This is a genomic window from Methanomicrobiales archaeon HGW-Methanomicrobiales-1 (genome assembly GCA_002839675.1).
Taxonomy (GTDB): Archaea; Halobacteriota; Methanomicrobia; order Methanomicrobiales; family Methanospirillaceae; genus Methanoregula.
Map to the genome: position 1 here is coordinate 629,730 of PGYM01000001.1, position 13,048 is coordinate 642,777.

The 13,048-nt window shown below is 52.0% G+C and carries 11 protein-coding genes and 1 tRNA gene; 8 read left to right on the top strand and 4 right to left on the bottom strand.

Translation table 11 applies throughout. The features are described from left to right. The first annotated feature begins 26 nt into the window (after positions 1-26). The 4 genes from CVV30_03330 (at position 27) to CVV30_03345 (ending at position 4,965) form a co-directional block, all read left to right on the top strand. Complete coding sequence (locus CVV30_03330) at positions 27-593, top strand: hypothetical protein (protein ID PKL70403.1); 567 nt, start codon at positions 27-29, stop codon at positions 591-593. A gap of 166 nt (positions 594-759) precedes the next feature. Further along, positions 760-1,530, top strand: a complete 771-nt coding sequence (locus CVV30_03335) for a hypothetical protein (GenBank protein ID PKL70404.1) — start codon at positions 760-762, stop codon at positions 1,528-1,530. After that, on the top strand, positions 1,527-2,282 hold the full coding sequence (locus CVV30_03340) for a phosphoesterase (GenBank protein ID PKL70405.1): 756 nt from the start codon (positions 1,527-1,529) through the stop codon (positions 2,280-2,282). The genes CVV30_03335 and CVV30_03340 overlap by 4 nt, the downstream gene beginning before the upstream one ends. Continuing rightward, on the top strand, positions 2,269-4,965 hold the full coding sequence (locus CVV30_03345) for a DEAD/DEAH box helicase (protein ID PKL70406.1): 2,697 nt from the start codon (positions 2,269-2,271) through the stop codon (positions 4,963-4,965). The genes CVV30_03340 and CVV30_03345 overlap by 14 nt, the downstream gene beginning before the upstream one ends. Positions 4,966-5,013: 48 nt before the next feature. Here CVV30_03345 and CVV30_03350 read toward each other — a convergent pair whose 3' ends face one another. Beyond that, a complete protein-coding gene (locus CVV30_03350) occupies positions 5,014-5,568 on the bottom strand; it encodes a TATA-box-binding protein (protein ID PKL70407.1) in 555 nt (184 codons plus the stop codon). A gap of 416 nt (positions 5,569-5,984) precedes the next feature. Beyond that, complete coding sequence (locus CVV30_03355) at positions 5,985-6,194, bottom strand: hypothetical protein (GenBank protein ID PKL70408.1); 210 nt, start codon at positions 6,192-6,194, stop codon at positions 5,985-5,987. A gap of 72 nt (positions 6,195-6,266) precedes the next feature. Here CVV30_03355 and CVV30_03360 point away from each other — a divergent pair, with 72 nt between their 5' ends. From CVV30_03360 to CVV30_03370, 3 genes are all read left to right on the top strand, one after another. Next, positions 6,267-7,934: an acyl-CoA synthetase gene (locus CVV30_03360; GenBank protein ID PKL70409.1), complete on the top strand. Its 1,668-nt coding sequence runs from the start codon at positions 6,267-6,269 to the stop codon at positions 7,932-7,934. 152 nt (positions 7,935-8,086) lie between these two features. Next, positions 8,087-9,949, top strand: a complete 1,863-nt coding sequence (locus CVV30_03365; GenBank protein ID PKL70410.1) for an acyl-CoA synthetase — start codon at positions 8,087-8,089, stop codon at positions 9,947-9,949. Positions 9,950-9,993: 44 nt separating this feature from the next. Further along, a tRNA-Leu gene (locus CVV30_03370) sits at positions 9,994-10,078 on the top strand. A gap of 155 nt (positions 10,079-10,233) precedes the next feature. On the opposite strand, the gene CVV30_03375 is transcribed toward CVV30_03370, so the two are convergent. After that, positions 10,234-10,611: a mechanosensitive ion channel protein MscL gene (locus tag CVV30_03375; GenBank protein PKL70411.1), complete on the bottom strand. Its 378-nt coding sequence runs from the start codon at positions 10,609-10,611 to the stop codon at positions 10,234-10,236. A gap of 200 nt (positions 10,612-10,811) precedes the next feature. Continuing rightward, on the bottom strand, positions 10,812-11,672 hold the full coding sequence (locus CVV30_03380; GenBank protein ID PKL70412.1) for a hypothetical protein: 861 nt from the start codon (positions 11,670-11,672) through the stop codon (positions 10,812-10,814). Between the two features lie 120 nt (positions 11,673-11,792). Here CVV30_03380 and CVV30_03385 point away from each other — a divergent pair, with 120 nt between their 5' ends. Next, a complete protein-coding gene (locus CVV30_03385; GenBank protein ID PKL70413.1) occupies positions 11,793-12,533 on the top strand; it encodes a hypothetical protein in 741 nt (246 codons plus the stop codon). Positions 12,534-13,048 lie beyond the last annotated feature (515 nt).

Sequence of the window (13,048 nt, forward strand, 5' to 3'; positions counted from 1 at the left end):
TCAAAGAATAATGAAGGTAGATAGTCATGAATTTTCGTTTGGTTTCAGTATGTATCATACTCCTGCTCGCGGTTTCTGGTCTGGTGAATGCAGCAGAATCTTCCGCAGAAAGCCAGTCAGCAGAACTCCAGTCCGCAGGTGCGCTTTACTCAAAAAGTGTGGACCTTGCCAATGAGGGAAATTACCAGGAAGCATTGCAGGCAGCAGATCAGGCACTCGCGCTCAATGTAACTTCCTTAACTCCTGTTATTCAGGCCAACCGTGCGGGAATCCTTACCGTGATCGGACGATACGATGAAGCAATTATTGCCGCAGATGTTGCCCTGGCCTCGGAAGGTAATATGACCACGACGCATTCCATTGCCTGGTATAACAAAGGTGATGCGCTCCGGCACCTTGGTAAAGTTGACGAAGCGGTACGCGCATTTGCACAGGCTTATGCGCTGGATCCGACCCTTCTTCCTCCTGCTGATATGACTTCCTTTGTTACGCCAGTTCCTACAACTGCAAAGTCACCTCTTCCCTGGTCTCTTGCAGCCGGAGCACTCGCATTAGTGTTCCTTATTGGCGGCGTTTTTTCCCGTAACAAATAGTACATAAACTTTTTTTTATCGCCTTTTTCACCATCAAAGTGAAAATCCTTGACAATTTAGTATGCCCGAAAAATGCTGTTATTCGGGCGTCCGGTCACGTGGCTGAACTGTGGCACTGGTAATGACTATATCTTGAATACCTCCCGCCAACCATTTTAATGGGACTATGGAAGGTGCAGCACGGGTATTTGCCGGGGATTTTTCCGGTTCAACCCTCTCGGTTCCGGATGATGACGGGCAGAGTGCAGCCTGGGTAGTAACTCCCGGTGCAGCCTGGTGCCGGCTTGTGTATCTTGCAGGGGCTATAACTGAGCTGACTGAAGATGGGGATATGCTGCGATGCCGGCTTGCCGATCCTACCGGCGCATTCAATCTGGTTATCGGCGGCAGGAATTCGCCGCTTGCTGAACTGTTCAGAAAAATTCCCGTTCCTTCCTTTGTGACGGTAACTGGTCGTGCGCAGTTATACCGCAGGAACGATATGGTGGATCTTTCCATTCGTCCCGATCATGTGGTTGTCGTGGATCGTGCAGTACGGGACCAATGGACCCTTGCAACTGCCGAAGCAACCCTTGGGCGACTTGAACAGGTACGTCTTGCTATGCAGGGCCAGTGCACTGACAATCACATCCACATCGCACACCGTCACTATGCCCACACCGCAGAACACCTGCATACCCTCGCTGACATGACTGGCTGTGCCATACAGAGTATAAAGCCCCCGGAAATTATTGCTGCAATCCAGTCTGATGCCCGCGAGCTGGTGATGGAGATCATGAAAGGAACCAGCAGTCCCCGGGGAATTGCGGTCGAAGAGGTTATCAGTCTGGCTGGTGAGCGCGGGATTGTCCAGGCTGACGTGCTCTCAGCGATAGAATCGCTTATCGTTGAGGATGAATGCTACCAGCCCCAGAAAGGATTTGTCAAACTGTTATGAAAATGGAATTTATCGGGGAGGGCCCGGCACTTATCATCGAAGGCGAACAGCGCATGCTGGTTGTTGCAGATCTCCATTTCGGGATAGAAGCGGATCTGGCAGCACATGGCCTGCATTTTAAAAGCCGGAGTGAACGCAGGCTTGAACGCCTCCATTCGATTATCGATTCAACAAAACCGGATGCGCTCGTGCTGCTGGGCGATGTCAAACACAGCATCCCCTCCCTGACGTGGCAGGAGTTTCACGAGATGCCAAAAATTCTCGATTCATTACGGGCGAGATTACCGCTCCACGTGTTTCCGGGTAACCATGACATCGGCATCGAACGGTTCCTGCACGAAGGGGAGGTCCAGCCCAAGGACGGGGCGGTCCTGGATGGTGTGGGATATCTTCACGGGCACATGATCCCCTCACCTGCATTGGCCGGCCACCTGATGGTAATCGGTCACCACCATCCCCTGTTCTCGCTCCGGGATGAGGTAGGCTGTGCTGTGCAGACTCCCGCTTACCTGCGGGCCGGCATCGATGCAAAAGATCCTGATGGCAAAACCCTTTCCGGTAATGGCACTCCTACCCGGGTGCTGTTTGTGCCGTCATTCAATGAGTTAGCCGGGTACGATATCCTCCAGATCATCAAAAAACCGTTCTCACCGCTCTCGCGGCTGATGCGGAAGGAAGATACCGAGATCATCCTTGCCGATGGGACGTACATCGGGCCCCTGCGAGCGCTGATTCCCGATGAAGCAGATTGAGTTGCTGCATCCAAAGGTGCAGGAATGTATCCGGAAGCGCGGGTTTACCCGCTTGTCCGATGCGCAGAGCCATGCAATCCCGTTGATCGTAAACGGGAACCATCTCGTCCTGATCGCCCCCACCGGTACCGGGAAAACTGAGAGTGCGATGTTTCCGGTCTTTAATGGCCTGCTGTCGCTTCCCGCTGGCGGGGGTTTCAAGGCGCTCTACATCACCCCGCTGCGTGCACTGAACCGCGATATCCTGTCCCGCATGCAATGGTGGTGCGGGGAACTTGGCCTGACCGTGGGCGTGCGGCATGGTGATACCCCTATGGCAGAGCGCCGCAAACAGGCGCTCCATCCTCCTGATCTCCTTATTACCACTCCTGAAACGGTTCAGGCACTCTTCATGGGAAAGCGCCTCCGGGAGCATCTCAAACAGGTAAAGTATGTAATCGTGGATGAAGTCCACGAACTGGCGGGGAGCAAGCGGGGTGCACAGCTTGCTGTTGCGCTGGAACGACTGCATGTGTATGCCGGGGAATTCCAGCGCATCGGCCTCTCGGCAACGGTGGGAAACCCTGAAGAGATTGCCCGCTTCCTCTGCGGGGCCCGGCCGTGTTCGGTTGTGCAGGTACCGGTAGCAAAACACCTTGAGATTTCGGTCAAATACGTTGGTGATGATTTCAAACACCAGACGGATGTGCTCTCAAAAGCGCTGAAGCGTGAAGGTTCCACGCTGGTCTTTGTCAATACCCGGGTGACTGCCGAGGCGCTGGGACACGCGCTCTTTGAGCACGGGGATGTCGAGGTGCACCATGGATCGCTCTCAAAAGAGGTGAGGATCGATGCGGAAGAGCGGTTCAAAAAGGGCGAGATCCGGACCCTCATCTGCACCTCATCCATGGAACTGGGGATCGATATCGGCCGGGTCGATCACGTGATCCAGTTCGGTTCCCCCCGTGAAGTGGCCCGGCTGGTGCAGCGGGTGGGACGTGCCGGGCACCAGCTGAATACCATCTCCCGGGGCACCATTTTTGCCACCGGTTTTGACGACCTGCTGGAATCCCTTGTCATCGCAAAAAAAGCCAAGGGAAACGATATCGAACCGGTTGTTCTTCCCCGAAATGCGGCAGACGTGCTCGCCAACCAGGTGGCAGCGATCGCCGTCGAGTACGGGGAGATCGAGCGCTCAGCTATTGTCGATATCCTTGAACGCACTGCGCTCTATCCGCGGTGCGAGGCACTGCTGGAAGATGTTTGCAGGCAGATGGAAGAACACCGCCTCATCCGCAATGACGGGGGACGTATAATTACCACGGGACGGGCGCGGCGGTACCTTTCCAACAATCTCTCGATGATCCACGATGAACGGAAAGTGCCGGTCTTTGATATGGTGTCCCGGAGAACCGTGGGCACGCTCGATGAGTCGTTTGTGGTTGGCTGGGTACACACCGGTGCAGTCTTCATCACCAAGGGGCAGCTCTGGCGCGTGCTGGAGATCGCTGACGGGAAGCTGACGGTAGAACCGGCAAAAAAAGCACTCGGCGAACTGCCCTCATGGGAAGGAGAACAGATCCCGGTACCGTTCAATGTTGCCCGTGAGGTTGGTGAAATGCGCAGGACCCGGAAGATTGTCGATTATACTGCCGGAGAAGAAGGGATTGCATTTGCTGAAGCGTTCCTTTCCGAGATGGACAAGAACCGGTCACTCGTTCCCACCGATCACCTCATCACGCTTGAGAATACGGATGACGGTGTGGTCTGCAATGTCTGTGCCGGGCACAAGGCAAACGAAGCGCTCGGGCGCGTGCTTTCCATCCTGATCTCTGCCCGTTATGGCACAACGGTCGGGCTCGAACTCGATGCCTACCGGATGCTCCTGCGCCTCCCCTCGTCCATCCGGGCTGCTGATGTGCGTGACCTGCTGCTCACGCTCAACCCGGCGCACATGTCCGGTATCCTGCGACTTGCCCTGAAACGCACGGCACTGTTCAAATGGAAACTGGTGCAGATCGCAAAGAAGTTCGGGGCGATCGATGCGGATGCGGATTACGAGAAGATCAGCATTCACCGCCTGCTCGATTTCTTTGATAACACCGTTGTCCAGCAGGAAGCGTACCGCGAGCTGCTCTCGGAATACATGGATATCGACACCGCTGCTGCACTCGTTGCCCTGGTAAAACAGGAAACGATCCAGGTAGCGCTGGGCCCCCATTCGCTCATCGGCGCCGGTGGACTACTCTCGTCCCGGGACCAGATTCCTCCGCCAACGGCAGATCATGCGGTGATCGCAACGCTGAAGCGCAGGCTTGAGCAGGACGATGTGGTGCTTGCCTGTATGAATTGCCGGGACTGGAAGAGCAGGACCGTTGTCTCCCGGGTTCCGGATCAACCGCAGTGCCCGAAATGCGGGGCCCGCCTGATTGCAGCGCTCAAACCGTTTGACGAGGAGCAGTATGCTATGATCCGAAAACCGAAGAAGAATGCCGACGAGCGTGCGATTGAACAGCGGCTGAAAAAAAATGCCAATATCGTTCTCTCCAGCGGGAAAAAAGCCGTTATCGCGCTTGCAGCCCGGGGGGTTGGCCCGGAGAATGCGTCGCGGATCCTAGGAACCCAGACCGAGGGTGATGCGTTCTACCGTGAGATCCTCAAGGCAGAGCGCACGTTCATCCAGACGCACCGGTACTGGTCATAAGTCTGGTGAAGTAAGGAAAAATTCAGAAAGAAAAATTATTTTTTATTATTACAAGATACTTTCGAGTTTCTGCTCGAGGAAGTCAAGTCCCCTCTTGATATCTTCCATGTTCTTTCCTCCGGTGAGGATGATCTTTCCTGAAGAGAAGAGCAGGGCAACAATCTTCGGATCCTTGATGCGGTAAACAAGGCCGGGGAACTGCTCGGGTTCGTACTCGATATTTTCGAGATTGAGCGTGATGACCACTTTGTTGAGATTGATGTATTTGCCGAGATCGTACGAACAGACAATATTGGTGATGTTAACGTTCGGTTTCGCATGGGTTGCAACACCGGCTGCTTTTAAGGATTTGATAATCAGTGCAAGGCCATCGGTAAGTGCTTTTTTATCCCGGATACCGGTAAGGACTACCTTTCCAGAAGAAAAGATCAGGGAGGCGATCTTGGGTTTTTCTATACGATATACTGCCCCGGGGAACCGTTTTGTATTGAGTTCGCAGTTCTTGACCTTTTTTGATACCTCGATAAGGTCAATGGAATCGGCGATTACACCGGAGGCTACGATGTTCTCAATCTTCAATGATTCGTACTTTTTATCAGCCATCTCTTGTACTATGATTTGGCTTTTACCATAATACTAATGGAAAATTTTTATGCTTTTCTTTTTCAGTTCTGCTGACATTACCGGAAGGTTCGGATTCGGGACCTGTCTCTTTTTAGAGGCCTGATATGAGAATACCTGCATTTGAGCCGTTTTTTATATGGCCCCTCTTCCGGGAGATTTTCCCTTCATGCTCCATAGTCCGCTTGGTCCGGGGAATCATCCCTCACCTACATTTTGTACCCACGCGACCCCCCACATCAACACCCGTTGGGTAAAAGCCGGCTTATCGGCGTTAATCATGGCAAAATTCGCTCAAAATCCGGGAGAGGCGGGAGGGGGTCGCGTGGGTACAGCTGATAATTGCTGCCATGTTCTCCAGCAACTCCGGGTGATCTATTGGCATGATTTCTCTGTCGCTAATCGGTCGGAATCGGGTGGTTGATTCCCGAATCCGGTTCTGTGTTTGGATCTGCGAGTTGTACCCATGCGACCCCCCCCATCATCGCCGGTGACCTGAATGTGCGAATGCTGGGAAAGTACTCATGGACACGGGATAATGAAGTGAATGAGAAGAACCGCAGGACTGCTTCTGTGCAGAAGATGAAAAACCGCAGGAACCTTTTCATTCTGCACGTTTCGTACTTCATACCAAAACGACAACCTGAAAAAGATCCGCATGAAACATTATGCCTGATTGTATGGGCAAACGCGCGATTACCAAAGAGAGTTATGAAGAGATGTGCGCACACTTCTCCATCGACGTCCCGGAATTCTACAATTTCGGTTTTGATGTTATCGATGCCTGGGCGAAAAAAGACAGAAACAAACTTGCCATGATCTGGGTGAACCAGGAAGGCGAGGAAAAAAAATACAGTTACCTGGATCTTGCAAATCTCTCCAACCAGGCTGCAAATATCCTCCTGAAATACGGGATCAACAAAGGAGATCGCGTGCTGGTGATGCTTCCCCGTATTCCTGAATGGTGGATCTTTGCCATTGCCTTAATCAAGCTCGGTGCCGTGTTTGCGCCCTGCCCGACCATGCTCACCCCGCGCGATATCAAGTACCGGGTGAACAAGGGTAAATTCCGGATGGTCATCACCGATCTTGAAAACGCATCGAAAGTCGAAGAGATCTGTGACGAATGCCCCACGCTGACCTCCCGCATGGTAGCTGATGGCGAGCGGCAGGGATGGGCAAGCTTCCCGTACGAGTTGCTCTACCCGGCACCGGTCTCGCACCGTTCCGTCAGCATTCCCGATCAGCGGAAGACAAAAAGTACCGATCCGATGCTGATCTATTTCACCTCCGGCACAACCGGAGAACCCAAGATGGTGCTGCATGATCACAGTTACCCGCTCGGGCATATCGTCACTGCCCGGCTCTGGCAGGACATCCGACACAATGATCTGCATTTCACGGTTGCCGATACCGGCTGGGCAAAATGCGCATGGGGGAAGATCTTCGGGCAATGGATAGAAGGTGCCTGTATCTTTGTTTACAATTTCACCGGTAAGTTCCAGGCAACAGAAGTCCTGCCCCTGCTGGAAAAATACATGGTCACAACCTTCTGTTGTCCGCCAACGATCTACCGCATGCTGATCCTCGCTGACCTGGAGCGGTTCGATCTTTCGAGCCTCCGTCACTGCACCAGTGCGGGAGAACCGCTCAATCCCGAAGTGATCCGGGTCTGGAAAGAGGGCACGGGCCTGACCATCTGCGAAGGCTATGGGCAGACCGAGACTGCGTGTTGCGTTGCCGCGTTTCCCAATGTTGAACCTCGCCCGGGTTCCATGGGCAAACCGTCGCCCGGCTGGAAGATAGAGGTACATGATGATGACGGGAAACCTGTGGCAGAGCATGAAGAGGGAAGACTGGGAATCAGCACCAATCCCTGGCCACCCGGCCTTTTTACCGAGTATATCGACAATCCCGAAGAGAACAAGAAGTCCTTTGTGAACGGCTGGTATTATACCGGTGACAAAGTCTACCGTGACGATGATGGCTACTTCTGGTTCGTGGGCAGGGACGATGATGTGATCAAGAGTTCCGGTTACCGTATCGGGCCCTTTGAAGTCGAGAGTGCGTTGATCGAACATCCTGCGGTCCAGGAAGCAGCGGTCGTGGGATCGCCCGACCGTATCCGGGGAATGATTGTAAAGGCATTTGTCGTTCTCAACGCGGGGTACGATCCTTCAGAATCGCTGATCAAAGATATCAAAACCTATGTGAAACGGACCACCGCCCCGTACAAGTATCCCCGCGAGATCGAGTTTGTCCCGGAACTTCCCAAAACCATATCCGGTAAGATCAAGCGCAATGAACTGCGTGCAGCCGAGCTGAAAAAATACCTGAATCACAAGTAACTGCACCATACTCATCCTTCTTTTTTAAAGCGTCCGATTTTTGTTTCAACAATATTCTGAATCACAATATTTGCAAAACTTTTTAGAAAAAATGTGGTGTGGTGCAGAAGTCGATCGAAATACTCATCTTCTGCACCACTAAACATTGTAGTATGGTGCGGTATTCTGTCACTATGGACGATTCTCTTGCAGAAAGCATAGACAAATCGTGTGAGAAGCGTGATATTTCCCGGTCCGACTGGATAAACGAGGCGTGCACCACCCAGCTCACCAAAAGTACGGGAACGAGCAGGATTGGCGCAACAACACTTCCCTCCGCAGGTCCGGTTTTCGGACCAGATGATCATAACATGCCGGATTACGATGAGATGTTCCGGAAATTTGCCATTGAAGTTCCTGAATATTTCAACTTCGGTTTTGATGTCATCGATGCCTGGGCGAACAAGGACCGGAACAAACTTGCCATGCTCTGGCTGAACCAGGAAGGCAAGGAGAAGACGTTTACGTTCTGGGACCTGATGCGGCTCTCGAACCAGATTGTAAACATCCTCATCAAGTATGGCGTTGGCAAGGGTGATCGGGTACTGATCATGCTCCCCCGGGTTCCTGAGTGGTGGACCTTTACTCTCGGTCTGATCAAGCGTGGTGCAGTATATGTTCCTGCTCCCACGATGCTTACCCCAAAAGACCTGAAATACCGGATCAATATTGCCGATATCAAGATGGTCATCACCATGGAAGAGCAGGCGGACAAGATCGAAGAGATCGCAAAAGAGTGCCCGTCCCTTTCGTGTAAAGTATTGATTGACGGAAAGCGGCCGGGATGGATCAGTTACCTGACTGAACTTGACTATCCGGCACCGGTATCTGCCAAGATTGTTAACTTTCCCAGTATGAAAAAGACCAAGAGCACCGATCCGCTCGTGATCTTCTTTACTTCCGGCACAACCGGCGAGCCCAAGATGGTGGTGCACGAGCAGAGTTACCCGCTGGGACATATTGTTACTGCACGGTTCTGGCACGATCTGCGCACCAATGATCTCCACTTCACGCTTTCCGACACCGGATGGGCAAAGAGTGCCTGGGGAAAATTCTATGGCCAGTGGATCGAAGGTTCGGCCATCTTCGTGTACGATATACGAAGCCGTTTCAATGCAACCGAGATCCTCCCGCTCATAGAAAAATATGGCATCACCACGTTCTGCTGCCCACCGACTATTTACCGGATGCTGATCTTAGCCGATCTCGACAAGTTCGATTTCTCCGAGCTCCGCCACTGCGTAAGTGCCGGTGAGCCGCTCAACCCGGAAGTGATCAAGGCATGGAAGGATGCCACGGGAATGACCATTTACGAAGGATACGGGCAGACGGAAACGGTGCTCTGCATCGGGACTTTCCCTGGCATGACGCCAAAGTATGGTTCCATGGGAAAACCCTCGCCCGGCTGGAATATTGAACTCCACGATGACAACGGTAAACCGGTCCCCATCCACGAAGAAGGCAGAATTGCGATCAAAACGGATAAGCGTCCTGTCGGTATGTTCCGGGAATACCTGAACAATCCTGAAGAGAATAAGAAATCATTTGTCAACGGGTATTACTATACCGGTGATAAAGCCTACAAGGATGAAGACGGGTACTTCTGGTTTATCGGGCGCGATGACGATGTGATTAAATCATCCGGCTACCGGATCGGACCCTTTGAAGTAGAGAGTGCGCTTATCGAGCACCCCTCGGTACAGGAAGCTGCGGTTGTAGGATCCCCGGATGATGTCCGCGGGCTCGTTGTCAAGGCATTCGTGATCCTTAAACCCGGGTTTCAGCCCTCCGAAACACTGGTTAAGGATATCCAGAACCATGTAAAGAAGGTCACCGCCCCGTACAAATATCCCCGTATTATCGATTTTGTGGATTCCCTGCCAAAGACCATATCCGGAAAGATCCGACGCAAAGAGCTCCGTGAGCAGGAAATGAAGAAAGTATCGAATGAGAATGGTGACCACAAAAAGGTGTAATCACCCCCTATCTTTATTTAATTTCAATCGTAATCTATACAGGCGCGAGGGTAGCCAAGCCCGGTCAACGGCGCCAGGTTCAGGGCCTGGTCTCGCAGGAGTTCTTGGGTTCGAATCCCATCCCTCGCATCCATCGCGATTATCGAATCGCTCATCATCTTTTTTAAGAGGTTTTTTCGCCAATTATTTACCCCCTTCGGCACCCGAAAACCCTGCAGGAACGTGAATGTGGGTTTTTTTCCCTGCGTTGTCAATTATTAGAAAAAAGGAAAGAAATTCGCCACTCACATTTTTTTCGAGACATCTCCCTTCATGATATACTTCACAAGGATGAAGATTACCAGCGCGATGATGATAAAGTCAATAATTGCACCGGCAAAATCGCCCAGCAGGAATTTGATGGGACCTGCCTGAAATATAGCCTCCCTCCAGTTTCCTCCGGGAATAATCACCGCAATGATAGGCATGATGATGTCGGATACGGTTGAATTGACCAGTTTTGTGGCAGCAGCACCGATGACGAACGCAACCGCAAGCCCGATCACCTGGTATTTCTGGAGGAAATCCATGAACTCCTTATTAAAGCCCTGGGCACCCTTTCCCAGTGCCATAACACCACCTTCAAGTGCCTTTTCAGCATCGCCGATTTTTTTGTCAACCATAGAATATCACCCCGGGAACATGATTGCCCCCATAATCACAAGAATATATTTTCTCATCCATTATTCTTTCGGTGATTGTTGCCCCGCATATTTGCAATAAAAGAATCCGGTAAGGATTATCGGAATAAAAAAAGCATATTTGATTAATCTCTTAATAAGGAAATTTTTAAAATTATCAGGCAAAAAGCCGGCCTAAAAGATCAGACCAGCGGTGAAGGTTCTTTATCGCCAGTGACAGGAAGCTTCGTGGGTTTGATGAGAACCGGCTCACTGGACGAGCGGATCTTCTCGATAACAAGCGCTTTTCCAACCGGGGTCATGGCAAAGACGGGTATCGCGATTCCTGCCTGGACAAGTGCGAGCGGGCCGGCGATCTCCCGGATGGGTTTTGATGCACAGGAAGTTACCAGATCGGATGCCCCGACCAATCGTGCTGCTTCGACCCGGGTCAGGCCGCTGACATGAACGGCGATGATCAATGTGTCCGGGTAGGCGGCTCGGATCGCCTCTGCCTCTGCGGGTAACGCTACGGTAACGGCTATGCGCCGGAATCCTTTGAGGTGCGCGAGTGCAACACCCGACTGCTGATCCATCCTGGCATTGACCGGATCCAGGACATATCCCCCGTTTTGCTCGATCCTGTCAATCACCGATTGGTGCGGTGACGTGCTTACGAGCCCGGACATACGGCCGCCAATTCCCTGCACCATTTCCGGCCGGGTAGCAACTACAGTCCCGGCGCCATCACACGCGATAACTGCGGCGTCAAGCATGCCGGACTGGATGCCGAAACTGATCAGTTCCGATGCCCCGAACCCGACAAACGGCCGGGTATCGAGTATCTCGCGTTCGGGAGTGCACATCCCGAATGCCTGGATCCGGTGTTCAATGTTTGCCTTGATCGCTTCCGGGGTAATCTCCGGCACGGGAAAGGCGAATCGTTTTGCCAGGGGGCAGTCATTGATGATCGGTTTTCCGACTTCGACTACCTTCCCGTCACGCACAACAACGCGGCATTTTCCTATTGCTTCGATGATGTGTTCGTCTTTAATTGCTGTCATGAGATCAGTTCCTTAAGCATAATATCTATCATCAGTATTTAGGTGCATGGTGTTGGGTAATTTTTCCCATCATTGCAACCGGTACGAATACATATCAGACAACAATACTGATATTTTTGTATGGATATGGGATCACGGCTCTGGGAGATTGACCTGTTCCGTGGCATCGCGATTCTTATGATGGTTGTGTTCCATACGGTGTTTGACATCAGCTTTTTGGGGATCGCTCCTGTTGATGTCGCGACCGGATTCTGGCGGTACTTTGCTTATCTGACCGCCTCGCTTTTCCTCCTGATTGTGGGAGTGTCGCTGATCATCAGTCATGCCCGGGCAGTGCAGAAACTTTCCGGTTTTCCGCTGGTGAAGAAATATTTTCTCCGGGGCGCAGGAATTTTTGCGCTCGGGCTTTTGGTAACGCTTGGTACCTGGTGGTACCTGCATGAAGGGTATGTTATCTTTGGTATCCTGCACCTGATCGGGATCTCGATTATGCTCTCGCCGCTCTTCTTCAGGTTCGGGAAACTGAATATCCTGCTCGGGCTCGCTTGCATTCCGGTCGGCTGGATCATTTCAGGTTTGGGCGGTCCTGCATTCCTGCTGCCCTTAGGAATAATACCGTCCGGTTTTGCTTCCGTTGATTACACACCGCTCTTCCCCTGGTTCGGGATGGTGCTGATCGGTATGGGGCTGGGCGAGTGTCTCTATACCGGAGGTGTGCGGCAGTTTTCCCTCCGGTCATTGCCGGATCTGCTGGTCAGGCCGCTCTCGTTTCTTGGCCGTCACTCACTGGTGATATATCTCGTCCACCAACCGGTAATAGTTCTCCTGCTGGCTCTGGTAACCGGTGCAAAGATTCTCTGAGTAGCCAGCGAGATCCTTTTTTCCGATCATCTCCTCACGCCAATATCCCCGGGACCATGATATTTTACCGGAACTCTCTCCGGGAAATTACCTTTGAAATGCGGACCGTATGGTTATGCTATTTTCAAAGTGCCCCCACAGACCCCCCTCACCCATTTTGATATAAAAGAGCCTTCAATGCGGATGATGTTCCCTCGTTAAAACCACTAATATTACACAAAAATCCGGACCGTGGAGCAGATGGATTGAGGGGGGTCAGTGGGGGCATTTGCGATTATTACGAGACGGGACATTCAGGTTCTCTTAAAAATTTACGGAGACCGTGTTCAGATTTTCCCAGTCAATATCAAACAATAATGCCCCCACTGACCCCTTTCAACCGGAAAAGATCCTGACCTCATCATTCCTACCACACCGCACGACAACCGGGTGGAAAAGGATCAACAACTCCACCTTCACAACCTATTTACCGACCCGCTCCCCATTTTTCGTATCGGTTGGTAAAAGAATGGTGA